Origin of the sequence: Floridaenema evergladense BLCC-F167 (genome assembly GCF_041929205.2) — a bacterium.
GTDB classification, from domain to species: Bacteria; Cyanobacteriota; Cyanobacteriia; order Cyanobacteriales; family Aerosakkonemataceae; genus Floridanema; species Floridanema evergladense.
Window position 1 is genome coordinate 5,937,633 of sequence record NZ_CM171625.1, and the last position, 20,971, is coordinate 5,958,603.

Consider the following 20,971-nt stretch of genomic DNA (forward strand, 5'->3'; position numbering starts at 1 on the left):
TAAAGCGTTGCACCCTTTACAGCTATCAACTCAACTTATTTGCCCGAATCAATGTTTTTGCAAATCTGGCGGGTTTCATTATCTACAGATGTACTTGTTTGGAGATAATCCCGCAGTAACTTGCATCCCTCTATCTCTAGCTGCTTGTCTGACTGTTTAACTTTTTCTATGTCCCAGAGAATCACGGTGTTATCGCTGCTAGCGGAGGCAACGGTACGATTGTTTGGGCTGAATGCGACATCATTCACTCCATCGCTATGAACGTAAAAAGGAATCGGTGGTCTGCTGCCATTTAGAGGCCAAATCAAGATAGTTTTATCAGCACTTGCTACGGCAATGAGCTTATTATCAGGGCTAAAAGCAACTGCGTTTACTGACTCATCCCGTTCCTTAGAGTCCACGAAAATTAGCTTAACTCCGTCCAGTTTCCAAAGTTTAACCGTGTTATCTACACTACCTGAGAGTAGTTGTTTGCCATTGGGACTAAATGCTAGATGATTAACTGCTCCTTTATGGGCTGTCACACTTGAAAGCTGCACTCCGTCTTGATTCCAGAGCTTGATAGTATGATCTGCACTCCCTGTGGCAATCAGCTTACCATCTGGGCTAAAGGCAAGGGTTTCGACTTTATCGGTATGCCCTTTAAGGACTTTTAATCTTGTACCATCCCGTCGCCAAAGTTTAGCAGTATTGTCGTCGCTTGCTGAGGCAATTATTTGCCCATCTGGGCTAAATAACACTCGATTTACTTTATCTTCGTCAAGGAACGGTTTTTGTAATCGAATCCCATCGGGATTCCAAAGAGTAATTTTCTTGTCTCGACTTCCTGTGACAATAGTCTGACCATCCGGGCTAAATGCTACATCATTAACGTGGTCAGTTTCACGAACGATCTTTTTCAATGTACCATCTGGTTGCCACAGTCTTAAAGTCCCGTCTTCACTGGCAGAAGCAATTAATTGTTTTTTCTTGTCTTTGTCAGGACTGAAAGCAACTGCGTTTACGGATTTTTGATGCCCAATGAGGATATTCAAGAAGGGTGTTTCGCGTCTCCAGAGTCTCACCGTGTTGTCTTCACTGCCTGAAATAACTGTTTTTCCATTAGGAGTAAACACTACATTTCTGACGCGATCGCTATGTCCAAGAAGACTTATTAATAATTGACCATTCAGGTTCCATAGTTTGATGCTTCGATCGCCACCAGAAGAAGCAATTGTTTTACTATCTGGACTGAAGGCTACTGCTGTCACTGAGCCGTTATGTCCTGTAAAGGTGTTGACCAGAGTGCCATCTGCCTTCCACAGTTTAATGGTACCGTCATCACTAGCGGAAGCTATCCATTTACCGTCGGGGCTGAAGGCGATCGCGTTTAATTCATCAGTATTTCCGGTCAGGGTTTTGAGTAATGTCCCATCTGATTTCCACAGTTTTATGGTTCGATCGTTACCCGCTGAAGCAATCAATTTACCGTCCGGGCTGAAGATGACAGCTTTTACCGCCTCAGTATGTCCAGTTAAGGTTTTGAGTAAAGTCCCATCTGACTTCCACAATTTCACTGTCTTACCGTTACTGGCGGAAGCCAAGGTCTGACTATCTGGGCTGAAGGCAACGGCTTCCACTTTACTATTATGTCCAGTCAAAGTTTTGAGTAAAGTCCCATCTGGCTTCCAGAGTTTGATAGTTTCGTCTACGCTTGCGGAAGCCATCTGTTTCCCGTCAGGACTAAAAGCTAAATAATTGACTGAACCTTTATGGTCAGTAAGAGTTTTCAGGAGTTTACCATCCTGATTCCAAAGTTTGATGGTGTTATCTTCGCTGCCAGAAGCGACGATCTTACCGTCGGGACTAACCGCAACAGCAAGTACTGTTGCTTTGTGTCCGTTAGTTCCAGAGAAGCGGTTAAATTGTCTTGAGGCAAAAACAGCCTGTTGCAGTACGCTTTCAACTTTTTGTTTGAGTTCGGGTTCTGGCTTTTTGATTTTGTGTAGTACTTGATTTGCTTTGAGTGCTTCTAGTAGGGCATCTAGTCTTTTATGGGAAAGAAATAGCGCATCCGAGTAGTCAGCCAATGCTTGAGCTGTGGCTATGTTTGCTTGAAGCTCTTTTCTGGTAGCTTGATTAAACAGGAAGAAAGATATTACTCCCAATGCTGTGGCAATCACAAATCCTACACTCACGGCAGCCAGGAACATTTTTTGTCGTTTGGCGCTTTTTTTCTCTTCTATCAGCCTTGCTTCGGCTTCTTTGAGCTTTTCTGCCTGCAAGCGTACCAGTTCAGCTTGCCTCTGCTTCTCAGCTTCTTCAGCTGCGACGATCGCTTTTTGACTTTCCTCAATAAATTCTTCCTGTAAAGCGGTTGGTGGGGGTTGTTTTTTCTCTTCTAAAGCTGTTTTCAACCAGTCTTGAGCCAGGATAAATTCGCTCCCGCGCAGTAGTAAGTCGCTATTCTTGCCTTTTTCTTCCCATTCCAATGTCCGTTGTGACCATTTGGTATGATTGTGGACGTGATCGCGATCGGTATCGAGAGTCCTAATCAGTTCGCCGAATGTGGTGGCAAAGTTAGTACTTTTCTGATGAAAATCAATCCACTGAATTTTCGCTAATTCTGGATGCAACTCGGCTGGGTTCACTGGTTGGTAGAGTAAGGTTACGAACCGCTTATTCAGCTTGGCTGCATATTCTACTTCGTCGGCACAGTAGGGGGAGTTGATCGATCGAGGTGAAATAATAAATAAAAAGTTGTCTGAAATTTCAATCCCCCGATAAATTTCCTGCTGAAAATCCGTACCCGAAGCAATACTTTCTTGGTCAAACCAAGTGGTTTTTCCCTGCATCTGCAACCCATCATTCAGTTTACGCGCAAAGTCTGAATCAGAGCGGGAGTAAGAAACAAACACATCTAGCGAGGTTAGAGGCGGTTGTCGCAGACTTTCGTTAATAAATTCTTCCATTAACGGTGTCGGCGGATTTAGCACTCTCTTATTTGCTACTTTTAACCATGCTTCCGCACTCCGTAAGTTATATCCTCTCAGAAGAATACTAGGATTATCATTTTGCTGTTTCCACTTCAGCGCTTTTGTCAACAGCATTTTATGCTCGTTGTAGTAAGCCTCGTCCTGATGAAAAATTTTCAATAGTTCGCTTTCATCCAGTAAGTAATCGCTTGCGTTTACATTGTCCGTTAAGTCAATATACTGCACATAACGCAAACTCTCTGGTATCTCTTTCTTAGAAATATGTTTCACTAATAGTGGAACGAGCCGCTTGTTCAAGGAAAGAGCATAGTTAAGTTCCTGCTCGCAGAATTCCGATTTTAATGCCTCTGGCGAAAGCAGATAGACAACATTATCTGCCTGTTCAATTCCACGCCGAACAGCTTTATCGTAAGCTTCTCCTTTCTGAATATCGGTGGTATTTGTCCAGACTGTGATGCTGTCACGCCTTAAGCTGTTGCGAATTTTCTCCATCACCTCTTTATCTTCATAGGCATAGGCGAGGAACACCTGTGTCATCAGGTTTTGACCATTTTTAATACTTTCGGTGATGTACTCGCAATGTAAGTCTGTCGGCGTACAAGGTGCTTGTTCTCCCTTAAAACGGACTTTTAACCATTCTTGTGCTTCCTGGCGTTCTTCTCCTACTAGTAAGTAACGCGACAGCTTTTGATTTCTCTCCCACTCTAAGGCTTTGGCTAGAAAGAAGGTATGTTTGTGTACATAATCTTTGTGTCTAGCTATGATACTTAGCAGTCCTTCTAGTGACTTATCAAAATCATCAACTCCTTCGCGGAAATACACCCAGTTGATTTTGCCGATTCCTGGGTGCATATTGGGAAAACTGGAATGGAGTCCCTTAGCTTTATAAGCTTCCCATTCTTCATCTGTTCCATTTGGGTAGCGCTGTTGCCAGGTGTCGCGACTAATCTGCTCGACGTGCAGCAAGGGGATGATTCGTTTGTGGCGCTTGAAGGCGAGTTCGATTTCTTTGCCACAATAGGGAGAATTGATGGAATGGGGGGCTATGATAAATAGAAAGTTATCCGCCTTTTCAATACCGTCGTCAATTTGATTTTGGAAGTCTACACCCAAAGGGATATCATTTTGGTCAAACCAAATCCTTAACCCTTGCTCTATTAATCGAGCATGAAGTTTTGTAGCAAAAGCTTTACTGTCTGCTCGACCATAAGATATGAAGGCATCGCAAAAGTTATTCATTCTACTTATTGATTTTTGGGTAGATACACAACTTGTTTTGAGACTTTAAGGTAGATGCACGTAGGAAAAGAGTAAATAGTTACTTACTAAGGTAAGCAGCAAGTTATTCCCACAGGAAGATGTAATTTTAAGTTTGTATTAGTACGACAATATCACATCATACTTAAGCAAATCAACTAGTTGAAGATTTCTGTTTTGTTGTTAACGATCGCTATTTCTACCTATTGACCTTGCTAGGATGCGGTAATTCTTAGTTTCGCTGATAATTAATTAGGGTTCTTCTTGAAAACTATCAATCCATTGCACTTTTTGTTAAGAGGGAAAGAAAATTCTTGTGATTTAAGACACAGGGAGATTGTGATAAAACTAGAAGCGATCGCAGTAAATTTAGTTCACGCTGTATAGTAGAAAAGATTAACAAGTTGTTTTTTGCGAGGCATAAACTTTACCTTTAATTCTTTCTGTGCAGTCATTGGAGATTCCCATGCAACGTCTCATGGACTCGATCCCCAACTTCTCTCACTCAGGCAACAGCTTGGAAGAAAAGCGCCCCCGTACTATTGTTCTCAGACCTAATGGTTGTCTTGATAGTGAGAGTAGTCTATCTTTTACCAAGGCTCTCGAACAAGCCCTAGAGTTAACTACTGATACTGTAGTTGTAGACCTTTTATGGGTAGATTTTGTAGAAGCTGAGGGAATTTCTTGCTTAATTGCAGCGTTGAAACAAGCCTCTGCTTTAGGTAAAAATCTCTCTTTGCGATTTATGGATGTAACGACGCAAGCGGCAGTTGAAGCTGCGTACAATCGACAGTGCGTTTAAAGTTTTTCTTCCATTAATAATCACTACACCTGAGCTTTCAACAGGTAATCAATTTCGCCTCATCTGCTTTTTAGTAGGTGAGGCTGATTGTTTATTGGGGAAATTTTTGACTTAATGTTAGAGTTCTTTTGCTTGTAAAAAATTGCACTAAGAGGCAGAGCCTCGATTTTTCGTTCCCAGGTTGAACCTGGGAACGAGGATTGGGGAGGTTCCACCTCCAAAAGTGCAAGATCTCAGAATGGGTATGGTTAATATATGGAGTAAAAAGGGAATACTCTAAAATAGCGAATTAATAGGTTCAATATGCTTTTACTAAAACATTATTTAATTGTTCATTTAGTAAAATATTTTTGCCCCTCATCTATTTTTGCTTAACTTTTTAACTAATAGGTAATGAACAACTATCCAAGGATGGGATTTTTGTCGGCAAATTTGAACAGTAGTTATTCCGGTAGAGTGCTGTTTAGTAAGTAAGTTGCTGTTTATTGTTCAGTTATTACTAATCTGAGAGCCAATTATACGGGATTTTATTTAACAAGTATGAGGAAATTAGTGGTTGTCAATTCTAATTTGTCAAGTTCGGTAGAGAGTGGAGTAATTACAGAGAGTGCGATCGTACCGGAAACAGTAATAAAATCAAAAACTCTACCTAAATTTACTAAAGAAGAAATTCGCACAAGTTTAACAGCATCTACCTGGGATGGGATTTTTGCAGCGATCTTTTCTAGTATTACTACTGGAGTTCTGTTGAGTAATTTGCTGCTACAATTGGGGGCTACTCCCGTGCAAATTGGGATGTTATCTTCAGTTCCAATGGTAGTAAATTTACTGCAACCTTTGGGAGCATATCTTTCTGGATTCACTACAAGTCGTCATTGGTATGGTTTTTGGGTGTTTGGAATTTCTCGATCGCTGTGGTTAGTTTTGGCGATCGCTATTGCCTTTTCCCAGAAAAACGATAACTTAGTACAATTGACACTATTAATTGTCTTTGCCAGTAATTTGTTAGGCGCATTTGGATCTGCTTCTTGGTTTAGTTGGATAGCGAAGTTAGTTCCTGAAAAATTGCGCGGTAGATATTTTGGCATTCGCAATAGTGCTGCTAATTTGGTGGGACTAATTGGTATGCCGTTAATCAGTCTAATAATATCAGTTTGGCCTGGAGGAATACTACAAGGTTACAGTTTATTATTGTTTTTGGGTGTGATTGCTGGTTTTATCAGTTTAATCTGTCAATTTTTCATGGCTGATGTTAACCCAAAAGCAGAAATAATCACGGTTACTGAGTCATTAGAAGAGAATGATAGCCAATCTTTGATTAGCAATTTTAAGTCTTTAATTTCCAATAATTTTTTCCGATTCTTACTTTACTTCGGGTTTTGGGCTTTTGCTGTTAATGTGGGCAATCCCTTTTTTAATCTTTACCTGTTGGATAACTTAAATATTAATGTGACTTGGGTAACAGTCTATAGCAGTTTATCGGCAGCAGCAAATTTATTGATGTTAGTTTTCTGGGGAAAGTTAGCAGATAAAATTGGCAATCGTCCGCTGTTAATTTTAGTGGGAGTTGTCGTGGCGTTAATGCCGTTGCTTTGGTTGGGAACTGGTTATAATCCGATTTGTCTTTGGGTAGGATTTCCCTTTTTACATTTATTGAGTGGTGGAGTTTGGTCAGCGATCGATCTATGCAGCAATAATATTCAAATGAGTGTAGCACCAAGTCACAATCAAGCTACTTATTTTGCGATCGCATCCGCTGTCGCTGGAATCTGTGGCGCTTTTGGGGCAACAGTGGGCGGATTTTTAGCCCAACAACCCTTTTTTGCTGGTTTACCTGGTTTATTTGCCCTCACTAGTGTACTGCGATTATTAGCTTTACTTCCCTTAATTTTAGTTTGGGAACACCGCAGTCACTCTGTAAGAGGAATGCTGCAAGGATTGTGGGAAACTACAAGTAGCAATTAGTAGGTGCATGGAACAAGGAAAAGAAATTTTTTTCCTTGTTCCAGCTTCAGAGCTTTTTAATTAGACTTACCAGGAACTGATTCAAATTTACCAACTAAAGCCAAAGAAGATGAAAACTTTTTCCGCTTCCAAATAGAAGCAGCACCTAATACTCCTAATAGTAAAAGTCCCAACTCTTCGCCCGGTTCTGGTACGCTAGTGCTGAGTGCGGAATAAGCTTGTTTTGCTAGTAATTTATGCCCTGCGGTAGTTGGGTGAATGGTATCCCAAAATAGAAACTGGTCTGGGTTTTGGCAAGATGGTTCTAATAGACATCCTTGAGTAACATTGGTGAAGTTGTAATTACCAGGGTTGCTAACTGCATCTGCAAATAAAGAAGCAAAATCTAACGAAACTATTTTGGCATCATAACTTTGAGATAAACTATTAATTGTTTGCTGAAGTGCCAAATTATGTGCTTGGGTCAAAGTATTTAATGATGTTTTTAATGGTGTCCCATTAGTTAATGGTAATTCTCCTAAACTGGGTAGATTAGCAACTGCAATCTGTTTTGCGCCAGCTGCCAATAATGAATTAAGCGCCAAAGATATATTGTTAATCGATTGATTAGGAGTTGTAAATGGCGTAAACCATGTAGATGTAGTAGGCAAGTAATCATTTGCACCTGCCCAAATAATATAAAGGGCATTTGGATCGGCGGGCTGACTTGTTGCTTGCAAAATATTAAGATAAGTTCCTACTTGTTGTTGTAAACCGAAAGCGTTTTGATTGAATGTGTTAGCGAAATCTGTAGTCGCTCCACCAAAGGCAAAATTAACACTTTGGTTGGGAATTTGTGGCAAAGGTATGGATGTGTTTGGCTGAGTAATAAATGTGCTAGGTGTTAATCTTAAATCTTGAGCCAGATAATCAACCCAGTTTTGCTCATTAGAAAATCGACCATTGAAGTAGAAACCCGGAAACTGTTGAGGAGCAGAGTTATAAATATTGCCTGTATCGGAAAGGCTGTCACCAAAAACGTACATTTTAGTGTAATTTAATTCAGCAGCTTGGGCAGCGAATTCCGAGACAGGGGTAAATGCGATCGCAGCACTTGCGCTTGCAACAACAAGTTTTTGCCAAACCATATATCTTCTCTTAGGGAAACCGAATTTATACTGATATTGTAAGTGATAGACTATATAAAATTTATAATGTTTCTATGAAGTAACTCAAGCCAAATAAAGATATGTACTGTCTCAGGAAATGATGTAAAAATTTGTATCTTTATGACTGTAGCACCAAGTCGCAATCAAGCTGCTTATTTTGCGATCGCCTTTTTGCAATTATTTAAGAAGTACGATCGCACTTTACAAACCCTACCTCTTACCACAAAGCGGGTTTTGATAGGATTAGGATAAATCAATCATCATTTAAAGTAGACTAAAAGCAGAAGGCGATCGCTCAGTTATGCTCTTGGGATAGTAACTGGGTTTTTGTTTGATGCGTAACGGCATCACGTACATCACACCGAAATCACACAATAGGCAAAACAATTGCCATAATGTTAGCATGAAATTATCAGATAATTTTTTGCAAATATTATGCTCAGTCTGAGTGACATTTATCCTCTCTCGGAGTTCCAACGGGGTGCGAAAGCTTTCCTAGCAAAACTCAATGAAACTAAAGCACCCATAGTTCTGACTGTGAATGGTAAAGCTAGTGTAGTTGTTCAAGATGCTGAAAGCTACCAGCAACTGCTCGATAAGGTTGAGTTACTGGAGTCTATTGTAGGTATCCGCAAAAGTATAGAAGAATTTGAGCAAGGGAAAGGGATTCCTCTGAAGCAAGCATTTGCAGAACTTCGGGAAAAATATGGTTTACCAGATTGAAATATCTCCTACTGCGGTAGCTGATATAGAAAGTATTTTTCTTTGGATCAAGGAGGATTCACCGGAAAACGCTTATCGCTGGGTAAGAGGATGTTATGAAATTATGTTGACACTGGAAAACTTTCCCAAGCGTTGTGCTTTGGCGATCGAAAGTGAGTATATGGAAATAGAGATACGCCAACTTCTCTATAAAAAGCAATTCAATATTTTATTTACTGTTAGTGAAATAGTTGAGCAAGAGCAAGGAATTGTGCGTATTCATCGCGTGCGCCGTTGTTCTCAACAAGCACTTCAAAGTATAGATCAACTCTTAGGTGATGAACCAGAAACTTAAAACGCGATCGCCTTTTTGCAATTACTCAGAAGTTCTGCCTTTCTTACACTAGATGTAGTCCCATTAAAAATCCCACAGGCGAATGAACCAAGTTGATTATTTGCGAATTAGTTTAATCGATCGCTGCAATTTTCGTTGTCAGTACTGTATGCCGGAAGGTGCAGAACTGGACTATATTTTGCAGCAACAATTACTTACTTACGAAGAACTACTGACGCTGATTGAGGAAGTGTTCATTCCTGTAGGTTTTACTCGTTTCCGCTTGACTGGGGGTGAACCTTTGTTGCGTCCAAGGGTAGTCGAGTTGGTGGGTGCGATCGCATCTCTACCCCAAACGCAAGATTTATCAATAACAACCAACGGATTTTTACTCGCACCCTTGGCGCAAGACCTCTACAATGCAGGTTTGCGGCGAATTAATATTAGTTTGGATTCTCTCGATCCACAAACTTTCGATCTGATTACTGGAAATCGAGGACGTTCTCGCTGGGAAAAAGTTTGGCAAGGAATTCAAGCTGCTTACCAAGTTGGTTTCAATCCCCTCAAACTCAATGTGGTGGTGATTCCGGGGGTAAATGACCAAGAAATTTTGGATTTAGCGGCTTTGTCGATCGACCGGGAATGGCACGTCCGGTTTATTGAATTTATGCCGATCGGTAATTCTGATTTGTTTAGCGATCGTGGTTGGGTAGCTTCCGAACAGTTGCGCCAACAAATTCGCGATCGCTGGGGCTTGACAGAATCGCAAGTGCGTGGTAATGGCCCTGCTGATGTATTTAAAATTCCGGGAGCCAAGGGAACGCTAGGATTTATCAGTCAGATGTCGGAGTGTTTTTGCGATCGGTGTAACCGGATGCGTCTTTCTGCTGACGGTTGGTTGCGCCCTTGTCTGTTGAACGAAACCGGAGAAATCGACTTAAAAACCGCCCTCCGCAAAGGTATTAACCCTACTGAACTAAGAGAGCGAGTCCGAGAATTACTAAATATTAAACCAGAGATAAACTTTAAACAACGTGACTCTGGAACTACAGGTACTTACAGGCGCACCATGTCACAAATTGGCGGCTGAGACAATTTTAGATTTCAGATTTCAGATTTTAGATTTTAGATTTTAACCGCAATCCAAAATCTAAAATCCCAAATCTAAAATCATTAAGCTTGCCGTGAGTAGTACTCAACCACCAGTAGTTCGTTAATCTGTAGCGCTACCCATTCCCGCTCAATCACGCCGTTAACTTTGCCAACCAACTTAGTCTTATCGAATTCTAAATGGCTCGGCAAGTTAGCCAAACCGGGATATTGCAAGTTAGCTTCTGCCAACTGACGAGAGTTGTCCCTGTCTCTGACGCTAATAACTTCGCCCGGTTTGCATTGGTAGCTGGCAATGGTAACTTTACGACCATTAACTGTAATGTGACCGTGATTTACCATTTGTCGAGCCGCTGGAATGGTAGGAGCCAAACCCAAACGGAAAACAGTGTTGTCTAAACGCATTTCTAATAATTGCAGCAACACTTGTCCCGTAGAACCAGTGGCGCGACGAGCTTTCCGCACATAACGCAGGAGTTGTCTTTCCGACACCCCGTAGTTAAAGCGCAGCTTTTGTTTTTCTTCTAAACGAATCGCATACTCAGAACGTTTCTTCCGGTTTGCACCATGTTGCCCTGGAGGGCTGGTTTTTCTCGCTGATTTGCGAGTTAAGCCGGGGAGGTCTCCCAGGCGACGAACCACTCTGAGGCGTGGGCCTCTATATCGCGACATCTCGCTTCCTCTCTAGTTATCCAGATTAAATTTTACCCAGAATTTCTAGTATATAGTTAAATTAACAATTTTTTTAACTGGGCGCTCATAAATTTTACCTTAATTTCGCAAGAAAACCACAATCTGGTAAATCCCAATCCCCAGTCCCCAATCCCCAAATTACACGCAAAGGCAAAAAAGATTGTAAATTCTTTCCAGACTAACTATAGTTCTGTATGTTTCCCAGTTCCTATATTTTTACTAGAACTAGCATGAGAATGCTGTTTCGTTGTTTTGCCCCATCTTGGGCTTCCCTGTTGTTGTTAACAGTTGCCATTCCCAGCCAATCTCTCGCTGTGGAATCGAATGCTTTTGATTATGATTTCAAGACTTGTGGAGTAGAGTTAGCGCGTGCGGGTATTCCGGCATCGGAGGCATCAGAATCTTGTTCCGACGCACTTTACCCCAGAGATTTAACCGTTTGCGTTTTAACTATTTACAAACAAACGAAAATTTCTCCAGCAGATGCGCTGACTACCTGTAGACAAGTCCGACGACCCCGCGATTTAGGAAGTTGTGTAGCAAACATCAGTCTAAATACTACCGGGGGCAATCCTGGCGCGATTTTAGATAATTGTCGCCGTAGTTTGTTACCAGTGCGTTTTGGTAAGTGTGTTGTCGGTTTGGTTGAGTCACTAAAATTGCCAGTAACTGGGGTAATGAATAACTGTATTGATGGTACCGATCGTCCAAGAGATTTCTATCCACCTGGAGCTAGTCCTTTACGAGAAGCACCACCGCAGCAACCATTGATTGTTCCTGTACCAGTTAATCCCACTCTACCACCACCAACTACAACTCCTTAACAGGTTTAAGAAGAATCAGTTTTCCGTCTCCATCTTTGAGGCGGTTTTTTTATGGGCATCTGAGTAAGTGATACGTATCACTGTTTGCGGTTCATTTTGCTCACTAAGAAAATTGTTTTCTCTCACGATTCATAATTTATATTAATCACATTTTATTCCTCTTTTGAATCACCCTGACGCTGATTGATTTAAACGATATTATAAGTATCGAGTTCAAAAGTTCGTTATGCAAGTTCAACTTTTACCTAATGCCCTTTCTGAATTATACGCTCAAGTTAGTAATTCTGGACAAGTTACTTTAGCCGATCGCTATGGATTGATGGCAGCAGTGTTAGATGAAACTTTAGATGAGGAACAAAGAATGGCTGTGAATCGGATTATTTATAGCATATACAAAAGGAAGTTGGTAATTGTAAATGAGATTTCTAGTATTTCTTAGTAATTGATTTGGTTTCAATTACTGTAAGTTTATTATTAATTTTCCCTATACCAGAATCGATAAATACCTACTTCCTCATTAGCTATTCTTTATGGAAAACTAAAGATATACAATCTCTCTCCGCCTGTCTAGTTAGTTACTCAGACAGGTTTTTTTAGTGTTTATAAGAATGGGGGTAGACAACTTAGTACATTTGTACTATAATAGATTCAAGTTAAGTGATTGAGCCAACCTAATCTAGGAACTGGCTAAGGAAAAAAGTTGTAGAGCATGGATGCGGGTTTTAGCTTATGAATAAGCATTATATTCTCAATCTCAATCCTCACGCGAAGCAGGAGTGGGATCGTTGCACTTTGCGAGATCCGCTAACAGCTAAGCGTCCTGATTTCGCTAAGTTGATTGCAGAAGTGGTGGGAGGAAAACCTGGTTCTTACTTAGTTTCTGTGCAGATTGAAGTGGAAGTTTTGGATAAAGCAGGTTTGCCCCAGTCTGAGCAACTAACTCTTAGTTTGCCGGAAATTTCTGTTCATTCTCATCCACAGGAATTAGTTGCTTAAAGTAGAAGGTAGAGGGGAAAGTTCGATCGGGGTTTACAGAGCGGCGAGATTTCTTAATTAATCTTGCTTATCATGTAAATCAATAAATCCCGATCTGGTTTGGAGTTAATTAATTTCCCCTTGTTTCCCTACCATTTTGTTACTAGTTAGTTGTTGCTAGTTAGGTAATTTTTGCTGGCTACAGTTTCAGAGGATAAGTTTTAATGCTCAAGCTGAGTGATTATCCGGTAGCGATCGCTAGAACCAACCAAGCGATCGTAGAATTAGACTATGAATTGTCTGCGTTACGTCAAGTAATTTCTGCTTTTGAAGGCAAAGCAGAGATGATAGTTGCCACTGATTTTAACCTAAAAAATGATAGCCAACGGAAAGCCCGAAGATTTGAATTATTGCAAGTTAATCAAGAATACCAAAAAGCTCAAGAACTCTCAGCAAAATTAGCAACCGAAAAAAGTAATGCTGTTGCTCATTTAGAATATCTGAGAAATCAGTTTAGTGTCGCTAAACTAGAAGCGAGATTAATGATTGCCCAACAACTTTCCGGGTTAGAATCAAGAGAATTTGCAGGTTTTTAAATAGTAATAAAGTTTCTCCTTTGGGTGGTGGTAGGGCTTGTTGTCCTACTATTTTTTTTGCAGATGCAAAAGTAGAGACGTTGTATACAAAGTCTCTACAATATGGGTAATCTCTACTCAGATCTTGCAGATCTGGGAGGTTCTACCTCCCAGATCTCGTTACCAGGTTCAACCTGGTAACGAAAAACAGAGGCTCTGCCTCAAGGTGTAAGATCTGAGTCTACTAAACCTTGATTTCCGACATCCGAAGTCCGCCGATATTTTGGCAGAAGAAAGTGGCTTGATTTTCGGGACTGCGGTTAATTAATTCGATGATTTGTCCAGCAGAATTTCTTAAGAACCATTGAGTGAGAGAGTCACCTACTACAGGTTCTAAAGATAGGGGAATAAAGCCTTTTTCTTGCCAATTTAATGCTGCTGTTTGCAGGTCGTCAACTTTGATGGCTACGTGATGCACGGCTGCTAGTCCTCGTTCTTGGATAAAGCGGTGCGTGCGATCGCCCTCCGCGTGCGGTGCTTGTAAAACAACTAAACCACCCGAAGGCATTAATATGGTTTCTAAATGTATCCACAAATCAGCAGTCAGACTATAATTTTGGGGACAGAATTCTAAGGGGAAAATTCCTGGCCCTTCCACAACTCTGCCTTGGAATTTAGCCAAAGCTGCGGCGTAATTTTCTAAGCTAGTAAAGTCAAGGAAACTGACAACTAAATGGTCTACTTCTACTGCTTCGCCGTAAATTTTAGTATGAAAAGACCACCGAGCAAAAAAGTCTGGTGTGGCATAATCGGGTTTAAATTCCAGTAAGCCTAATTTTTCCGAAAAAGGTGATTCTCCAGGGGAGAATTTGCCTTTGCTAGTCTCTAATTGTTTCATGGTTTCGCTAGTTTTTACTTACCTAAAATTAATCGAGTAAATCTGGCTGTTCTTGTACAATCAGGTCGTAAAGTGGTTGGAAACTAAACCAACCCATGTGATGCGAACCTACTTGTTTAGCGGTTAAACTGGCATACTCCGGTTCTATCAAGATGGGTTTGCCAGCGGCTTCTGCCATTAGTTGTACTTGACAAGAACGCTCCATTGTGATGAACCACCAAGCTGCTTCATCTATAGTATGACCTACTGTGAGCAGTCCGTGATTGCGAAGGATGAGGGCTTTGCGATCGCCCAACGCCCCAGCAATTCTTCGCGCCTCCTCAATTTCCAGCACAACTCCGGTATAATCATCAAATAAGCCGTGATCCCCGTAAAACGAACAAGCATCCTGAGTCAAAGGATCGAGGAGACGACCCAAGCAAGACCAAGCTTTGCCGTAAGTGGAATGGGCATGGGCAGCAGCTACCACATCAGGACGGGCAGCATGGACTTGGGAGTGAATGGCAAAAGCGGCTTCGTTGAGAGGTTTGTTTCCGGCAATCACTTCGCCTTGGTGGTTAACTAAAATCAAGTCGCTGGCGCGAATTAGCCGAAAGTGCATTCCAAAAGGGTTGACCCAAAAATGATTCGGGTTTTCCGGGTCACGGGCGGTAATGTGTCCGGCAATACCTTCACTAAAACCAAATTTGGCGAACAGACGAAAGGCAGCAGCAAGACGTTGTTTGCGGTACAGACGTTCTGCTTCAAACGACGAAAATGTGGGCGATTGAGGGATAACTTTGGGAACTCTAACATTAACCATAAGTTTGCTTTTTTCAGGTACGGTAGAGACATTTTATAAAACGTCTGTACTTAGTTTAACCAAGTAATTTTTATTTTTCTAAGTGGGTGAACTAATTGTTAAATACCTATCGATTATTGTTTACAAAAATTTTTAATTCAATAGCTATTAATAAAATGATTGACAGTCAAAAAATCTGTCAGAATCAGAATTAGAGAAAGCGATTAATTTATTTGCATTACACCAATTTGTTAATCAATTTCAGCAAATATCTGCAACTATCGAAAGATATATTTTTAGGCTCAATTACCAATTATGATGTCAGAAAACGAAGTAATTAAAACAGAAACCGATCGACAAACACCAAAATATACTTCCGCTTGTTTGATTTTTAATCCGATCGCAGGCAGAGGAAACAATGAAACAGACTTAGAATTAATCAAGTCAATTCTAGAGCCAGAATTGCAGTTAGACATTCAGTTCACTAGCGAAGAAGTAAGTCCTACTCAGTTAGCGCGAGAGGCTTTAGAACGGGGTGCAAAGTTGGTAATTGCCTCTGGTGGTGATGGGACTATTTCTGCTGCGGCTGATGCTTTAATTAATAGTAATATACCGTTAGCTGTAATTCCTCGTGGTACGGCAAATGCTTTTGCTGCGAGTATGGGAATTCCTGCTAATATTGAAGCTGCTTGTCAGGTTATTTTAGAAGGAGTAACCAGAGTAATTAGTACTGCTCGTTGTAATGGGAAACCAATGTTACTTTTGGCAGGGATTGGTTTGGAAGCAGAGACTATTGCTAAAGCAGATAGAGCAGCTAAAAATAGATTAGGAATTTTTGCTTATATTTTATCAGCTATTAACCAACTAAAAGATTTAAAATCTTTTGACACTCGCTTTGAAAGGGAAGATGAAGTTATTAGTTTTTCGGCTGTGGGAGTAACTGTAGCAAATGTTGCGCCGCCTACTTCTATTTTGGCTCAAGGGCCTGCTAGTTTGGTTCCTGATGATGAGTTTTTGGATGTAACAATTTTTGCTCCGGTAAGCGTGTTAAATGCGATCGCAGCATCCTATCATTTATTAAAAAGTGCTTTCAGCGGTACGCCTACAGAACGCAACGATATTGGTTATTTGCGAGTGAAAAGAGCATTAATTAATACCGACCCACCGCAAAAAGTTGTGGTAGATGGAGAGGTGATTGGAACTACACCCGTGTTTGTGGAAGCGATTCCCAAAAGTTTAATTGTGATGATACCACAGAGCCAAGCGGAAGCACCTGTGGAGAAGTTGGAGGGATTACCCGATTTAACTATAGAACCGAAAGAAAATAACAATTTGTCCAATAGTGACAGCGAGTACCCAGAAAGCTGATAACCTAAATTTCAGCAGGATTTTTGGGAAGTTTGAGATTGAAAAAGCGTTCTAATTACGAGTTACTGATTCCTTACATTGTTCCTGAGTGGAAAACGATCGCTCTAGCATTAGTTTGCACCTTGGCGTTTACCATATTCTGGCCTATTTTGGCGAGCTTGGCTGGTCAGTTTGCCAAATATATCGGTCAGGGTAATCTGAGAGCGATCGCCCAACTTGCCGGGATTGGTGCGATAATTTTCCTAATTCGGGGAATCGTGCAGTACGGTCAAAATGCTTTAATGGCAAAAGCTGCATTAAAAATTTCTCTAAAATTACGCAGGCAAGTTTACGCTCATTTACAACACTTGAATCTCGATTTTTTTGAAACAGCAAAAACTGGAGATTTGTCTTATCGGTTAACGGAAGATATCGATCGAATTGGCGAAGTAATAAATAAATTTTTTCATGAATTCGTTCCTTGTATTTTACAGTTAATTGTTGTTTTAGGCTACATGATTTGGTTGAATTGGCAGTTAACTTTAGCTGCCTTGATTGTAGCGCCTTTAATGGCAGTTTTGATTACTTGGTTTGGGGAAAAAATGCTGTATTTTTCCCGGCGCAGTCAAACCAGAATTTCTAATTTATCAGCATTGTTGACGGAAGTTTTTAGCGGGATTCGTTTAGTACAAGCTTTTAGCGCTCAAGATTATGAAATCAAGAGGTTTTCTGTAGAAGCAGAACAGCATAGAATTGCACGATATCGATCGGAACAAATTAGAGCATTACAGTTTTTTATTGTTGGTGTTTTACAGGGAATTAGCGTACTAATTCTGTTTTTATTGGGTGGTTGGCAAATTTCCCAAGGTAATTTAACAGGGCCAGGTTTTGTAAGTTATATAGCTGCGGTAGCAATGCTAATCGATCCCATATCTTTTAGTACTACTAATTACAACCAATTTAAACAAACAGAAGCATCGGTTGAGCGAATTTTTGAACTGATGGACAAACAACCATCAATTGTAGAAAACCAAGAGGCTATTAAGTTATTTTCAACTAGTGGTAATGTGGAATATCGGGATGTTTCTTTTGCATATTTAGCCGATAAACCAGTTTTACAAAAGCTTAGTTTAACTGCTAAACCGGGAGAAATGATTGCTTTAGTTGGTACTTCCGGTGCGGGAAAAACTACTTTAATAAATTTGCTGTTGCGGTTTTACGATCCCCAAGGAGGAAAGATTTCTATTGATACAATTGATATCCAAAAGGTAACATTAAAAAGTTTGCGTCGGCAAATCGGACTTGTTCCGCAAGATATTGTGTTATTTTCGGGAACTGTTGCGGAAAATATTGCTTATGGACATAGTAAATTTGATATGAATGCGGTAAGAAAAGCCGCAGAAATTGCTAATGCTCATGAGTTTATTGTTAAGTTACCACAAGGTTATCAAACTTGGGTAGGAGAAAGAGGTGTTAATTTGTCGGGAGGACAAAGGCAAAGAATTGCGATCGCACGCGCCGTATTTAATAATCCCAGAATTCTGATTTTAGATGAAGCAACCTCGGCGTTAGATTCGGAATCAGAAACTTTGGTACAGGAAGCATTGGAGAGGGTAATGCGCGATCGAACAGTCTTTGTCATCGCTCACAGATTAGCCACTGTACGCCGCGCAACCCGGATTTTAGTATTAGAAAATGGGGAAATAGTCGAATCAGGAACTCACGAAGAATTACTCAAAAAAGGTGGACGTTATTCAGGTTTTTATGCTCAACAATTTCAGTAATTAATTAACTAAAAAATTGCTGGCTAGAGCCTTCTTTATTTTCTACCTTCTGACTTCTTCTACTAGCTTCTACCCATCGATAGATATACAAAAGCAGGCTCTACTGATTAAAGTTGGTAAATGTAAGACCTTCTTTGGTCACTAACCTAACTCGAAAAAAATACTAATATGGTCGCCACTCCACCTCCCAAATCTACTTCACAACAGTACGAAGTAACAGACGCACCTGCAAAAGTTGCTGAATTAGTATCCGAACAAAAAACGGACACAGAAATTGATTTAGAGTTTCTTTATACGCGAGATATTGAGTTTCGCCAAGAGACAATTTATTTCATTGTTGTAGACCGTTTTTTTGATGGAGATCCTGAAAATAGCGAAGGGCCAAATCCCGAATTATACGATCCAGAAGCGAAAGATTGGGGTAAATATTGGGGTGGAGATTTGCAAGGAGTTATTGACAAACTCGATTATTTAAAAAATTTGGGAGTTACAGCAATTTGGTTAACTCCTTTGTTTGAACAAGTCGAAGCTTTATTTGTAGAACAAGCAGCGATTCACGGTTATTGGACGAAAGATTTTAAGCGTTTAAATCCTCGATTTATTAGCCAAAGAGAAAACCCATCGCTAAACCAAACTCAAGAAACTAGAGATACAACATTCGATCGCTTAATTGCCGAAATGCACAAGCGAAACATGAAGTTAATTCTCGACATTGTTTGCAATCATAGTAACCCCGACTTTAGCGGAAAAAAAGGCGAACTCTACGACGACGGAGTTAAAATTGCCGACTTTAACGATGATAAAAATAACTGGTATCACCATTATGGCCCTGTTACTAATTGGGAAGATGAATGGCAAGTGCAAAACTGCGAACTTTCCGGGTTAGCTACTTTCAACGAGAACAATATTGAGTACCGAAATTATATCAAATCTGCGATCGAACAGTGGTTAGACCGAGGTGTAGATGCCTTGAGAGTTGACACTGTTAAACATATGCCGATCTGGTTTTGGCAAGAATTTAATGCCGATATTCAAAGACATAGACCGGATGTTTTCATATTTGGAGAATGGATTTATAGTAGTCCGTTTGACGATCGATCCGTAGAATTTGCCAACGAATCAGGAATGTCAATACTTGACTTTGGACTTTGTGTAGCAATTCGCCAAGCATTAGCAAAAGGTGCAGAGGGAGGATTCCATGAAATTCAGAAGATTTTTGACCAAGATCATCGATATAAAAGTGCCAATGAATTGGTAACATTCATTGATAATCACGATATGCCACGTTTTCAAAGTTTCAATCCCGACCCTGAAATGTTAAAAGTGGCAATTTCTTTAGTCATGACTTGTCGTGGTATTCCCTGCATTTATTACGGTACAGAACAATATTTGCATGATGATACAAATGGCGGTAACGATCCTTATAATCGCCCCATGATGAATAATTGGGATACAGACACAGAAATATATCGATTTATTCGCTTACTTTCTGGTTTGCGACGTTTAAATCCTGCTGTTTCAATGGGTGGACAATGGCAGCGATTTATCACACCTGATGTATATTGTTACGTGCGAAAATATCGGGATTCAATTTGTTTTGTTGCCTTAAATCGTGGCGCAGCAACCACAGTTCCCGAAGTCCTAACAGACTTACCTGATGGCGAACATACTTGTGCTGTCACTCGCCGCAAATTCCAAGTTGTCGAAGGTAAATTAATCGATTTACCCTTAGAAACGCGAGATGTAATTGTTATCAGTCACGTTGGCGAAAGAGTGAAAGGGCAAACAATTATTCGCGCCCAACTTAACGGCGTAAACACTCAACCAGGTGAAAAAATTGTCGTAATTGGTGATTGTCCCGAATTAGGAAATTGGGATATTGCTAAAGGTTTTCCCTTGGAATACATCAATACTAATACTTGGTTTGGCGAAATTCCTTTCGATGAAAGTGCTGGCAAATTGATTAGTTACAAGTATGCCTTGTTGCGCGAAGGTCAATCGCCTTTGCGGGAAAATTTAGTTTGTCGGCGTTGGGTAGTTGCCAGCGAAGGAACTGTGAAATGGCGTGATATGTGGGCGAGTGGAAGAGAATCATAAGCAAAACTCGCTGTCTAAATCCCCGACTTCTTGAAGAAGTCGGGGATTTACAGATGATAAGTTGCTAGTGTAGTAGGTAAGAGCAAAATCTAGTTAACGATTCCGGTTTCTCTCGCATAACAACCTAAAGGGCGGAAACATGAGTGTTATTGACTTAAAAACTCTCTATGAAACAGACGATTTAGAGTGGTTGTCAGCCACTATAGAATTACTAAAAAATCGTCAATTTAATGCTTTGGATGTAGAGAATTTAATTGAGGAGTTAGAGTATTTGGGCAGGAGTGAAAAAAGCAAGGTATTTAGTAAGTTAAGAAATATAGTTGCACATTTATTACTGCTTCAATATTGGGAGAGCGAAAGAGAATACAATGCTAATGGATGGAGAGAAGAGATTTATAATTGGCGCGATGAATTAGATCGGGAACTTACTACAAACCTACGAAACTATCTAGAAGAAAATTTAGATTTAGTTTATGAGCGTGCATTTAGGTCTGTTAAAAAGAAAACAGGATCTTCTGTTAACTTCCCTGAAATGCGCCCTAGTGATTATACTCTTGAGAACTTACTTGATTTTGATTGGGAATGATTGATTTTGTGTAGATTTTGAGGTGAGATTGCAGAAAAAATCTGCAATCTCACCTCTTTAAATCTAGTGCAGTGCAGCAGAAACGATCGAGCAGTTGAAAACAGCTAAAAAGCCAAAC

The 20,971-nt window shown here is 40.4% G+C and carries 20 protein-coding genes; 14 read left to right on the forward strand and 6 right to left on the reverse strand.

Annotated elements, in window-relative coordinates; all coding sequences use genetic code 11:
- Window positions 1-35: 35 nt before the first annotated feature.
- Window positions 36-4,214 (reverse strand): TIR domain-containing protein, encoded by a 4,179-nt coding sequence (locus tag ACE1CA_RS28315; RefSeq protein WP_413279409.1) that lies wholly within the window; start codon window positions 4,212-4,214, stop codon window positions 36-38.
- Between the two features lie 484 nt (window positions 4,215-4,698).
- Between ACE1CA_RS28315 and ACE1CA_RS28320 the strand changes: the two genes are divergently transcribed.
- On the forward strand, window positions 4,699-5,034 hold the full coding sequence (locus ACE1CA_RS28320; RefSeq protein WP_413279410.1) for an STAS domain-containing protein: 336 nt from the start codon (window positions 4,699-4,701) through the stop codon (window positions 5,032-5,034).
- 540 nt (window positions 5,035-5,574) lie between these two features.
- Complete coding sequence (locus ACE1CA_RS28325; RefSeq protein ID WP_413279411.1) at window positions 5,575-6,999, forward strand: MFS transporter; 1,425 nt, start codon at window positions 5,575-5,577, stop codon at window positions 6,997-6,999.
- A 56-nt stretch (window positions 7,000-7,055) separates the two neighbouring features.
- Here the strand turns inward: ACE1CA_RS28325 and ACE1CA_RS28330 are convergent, their stop codons facing one another.
- On the reverse strand, window positions 7,056-8,126 hold the full coding sequence (locus ACE1CA_RS28330) for an SGNH/GDSL hydrolase family protein (RefSeq protein WP_413279412.1): 1,071 nt from the start codon (window positions 8,124-8,126) through the stop codon (window positions 7,056-7,058).
- A 141-nt stretch (window positions 8,127-8,267) separates the two neighbouring features.
- Between ACE1CA_RS28330 and ACE1CA_RS28335 the strand changes: the two genes are divergently transcribed.
- Complete coding sequence (locus ACE1CA_RS28335) at window positions 8,268-8,399, forward strand: hypothetical protein (RefSeq protein ID WP_413279413.1); 132 nt, start codon at window positions 8,268-8,270, stop codon at window positions 8,397-8,399.
- A gap of 12 nt (window positions 8,400-8,411) precedes the next feature.
- Here ACE1CA_RS28335 and ACE1CA_RS28340 read toward each other — a convergent pair whose 3' ends face one another.
- Window positions 8,412-8,552 carry a hypothetical protein gene (locus ACE1CA_RS28340; RefSeq protein ID WP_486517569.1) on the reverse strand — a complete coding sequence of 47 codons (141 nt, stop codon included), beginning with the start codon at window positions 8,550-8,552 and terminating at the stop codon, window positions 8,412-8,414.
- Window positions 8,553-8,582: 30 nt separating this feature from the next.
- Between ACE1CA_RS28340 and ACE1CA_RS28345 the strand changes: the two genes are divergently transcribed.
- The 3 genes from ACE1CA_RS28345 to moaA all read left to right on the forward strand — a co-directional run bounded on the left by ACE1CA_RS28345 (window position 8,583) and on the right by moaA (window position 10,273).
- Window positions 8,583-8,870: a type II toxin-antitoxin system Phd/YefM family antitoxin gene (locus ACE1CA_RS28345; RefSeq protein WP_413279414.1), complete on the forward strand. Its 288-nt coding sequence runs from the start codon at window positions 8,583-8,585 to the stop codon at window positions 8,868-8,870.
- Complete coding sequence (locus ACE1CA_RS28350) at window positions 8,854-9,204, forward strand: type II toxin-antitoxin system RelE/ParE family toxin (protein ID WP_413279415.1); 351 nt, start codon at window positions 8,854-8,856, stop codon at window positions 9,202-9,204. Before ACE1CA_RS28345 ends, ACE1CA_RS28350 begins: the two co-directional genes overlap by 17 nt.
- 82 nt (window positions 9,205-9,286) lie before the next feature.
- On the forward strand, window positions 9,287-10,273 hold the full coding sequence (gene moaA / locus ACE1CA_RS28355; RefSeq protein WP_413279416.1) for a GTP 3',8-cyclase MoaA: 987 nt from the start codon (window positions 9,287-9,289) through the stop codon (window positions 10,271-10,273).
- 83 nt (window positions 10,274-10,356) lie between these two features.
- Here moaA and rpsD read toward each other — a convergent pair whose 3' ends face one another.
- Complete coding sequence (gene rpsD / locus ACE1CA_RS28360) at window positions 10,357-10,965, reverse strand: 30S ribosomal protein S4 (protein WP_413279417.1); 609 nt, start codon at window positions 10,963-10,965, stop codon at window positions 10,357-10,359.
- 251 nt (window positions 10,966-11,216) lie between these two features.
- On the opposite strand from rpsD, the gene ACE1CA_RS28365 reads away from it, so the two are divergent.
- The 4 genes from ACE1CA_RS28365 to ACE1CA_RS28380 all read left to right on the forward strand — a co-directional run bounded on the left by ACE1CA_RS28365 (window position 11,217) and on the right by ACE1CA_RS28380 (window position 13,381).
- On the forward strand, window positions 11,217-11,810 hold the full coding sequence (locus ACE1CA_RS28365) for a hypothetical protein (protein WP_486517570.1): 594 nt from the start codon (window positions 11,217-11,219) through the stop codon (window positions 11,808-11,810).
- A 226-nt stretch (window positions 11,811-12,036) separates the two neighbouring features.
- Window positions 12,037-12,249, forward strand: a complete 213-nt coding sequence (locus ACE1CA_RS28370; protein ID WP_413279419.1) for a hypothetical protein — start codon at window positions 12,037-12,039, stop codon at window positions 12,247-12,249.
- Between the two features lie 290 nt (window positions 12,250-12,539).
- Window positions 12,540-12,806, forward strand: coding sequence for a hypothetical protein (locus ACE1CA_RS28375; protein WP_413279420.1), 267 nt, complete (start codon window positions 12,540-12,542; stop codon window positions 12,804-12,806).
- 203 nt (window positions 12,807-13,009) lie between these two features.
- Window positions 13,010-13,381 carry a hypothetical protein gene (locus ACE1CA_RS28380; protein ID WP_413279421.1) on the forward strand — a complete coding sequence of 124 codons (372 nt, stop codon included), beginning with the start codon at window positions 13,010-13,012 and terminating at the stop codon, window positions 13,379-13,381.
- A gap of 223 nt (window positions 13,382-13,604) precedes the next feature.
- On the opposite strand, the gene ACE1CA_RS28385 is transcribed toward ACE1CA_RS28380, so the two are convergent.
- Both ACE1CA_RS28385 and ACE1CA_RS28390 read right to left on the reverse strand, forming a co-directional pair.
- Window positions 13,605-14,258 carry a VOC family protein gene (locus tag ACE1CA_RS28385; protein WP_413279422.1) on the reverse strand — a complete coding sequence of 218 codons (654 nt, stop codon included), beginning with the start codon at window positions 14,256-14,258 and terminating at the stop codon, window positions 13,605-13,607.
- Window positions 14,259-14,286: 28 nt separating this feature from the next.
- A complete protein-coding gene (locus ACE1CA_RS28390) occupies window positions 14,287-15,060 on the reverse strand; it encodes a class II aldolase/adducin family protein (protein ID WP_413279423.1) in 774 nt (257 codons plus the stop codon).
- 294 nt (window positions 15,061-15,354) lie between these two features.
- Between ACE1CA_RS28390 and ACE1CA_RS28395 the strand changes: the two genes are divergently transcribed.
- The 4 genes from ACE1CA_RS28395 (at window position 15,355) to ACE1CA_RS28410 (ending at window position 20,853) form a co-directional block, all read left to right on the forward strand.
- Window positions 15,355-16,407: a YegS/Rv2252/BmrU family lipid kinase gene (locus ACE1CA_RS28395; protein WP_413279424.1), complete on the forward strand. Its 1,053-nt coding sequence runs from the start codon at window positions 15,355-15,357 to the stop codon at window positions 16,405-16,407.
- Window positions 16,408-16,445: 38 nt separating this feature from the next.
- Entirely contained in the window at window positions 16,446-18,170 is a 1,725-nt protein-coding gene (locus ACE1CA_RS28400; protein ID WP_413279425.1) for an ABC transporter ATP-binding protein, read from the forward strand.
- Between the two features lie 168 nt (window positions 18,171-18,338).
- Window positions 18,339-20,267 carry an alpha-amylase family glycosyl hydrolase gene (locus ACE1CA_RS28405; protein ID WP_413279426.1) on the forward strand — a complete coding sequence of 643 codons (1,929 nt, stop codon included), beginning with the start codon at window positions 18,339-18,341 and terminating at the stop codon, window positions 20,265-20,267.
- Between the two features lie 139 nt (window positions 20,268-20,406).
- On the forward strand, window positions 20,407-20,853 hold the full coding sequence (locus ACE1CA_RS28410) for a DUF29 domain-containing protein (RefSeq protein WP_413279427.1): 447 nt from the start codon (window positions 20,407-20,409) through the stop codon (window positions 20,851-20,853).
- Window positions 20,854-20,971: the final 118 nt, after the last annotated feature.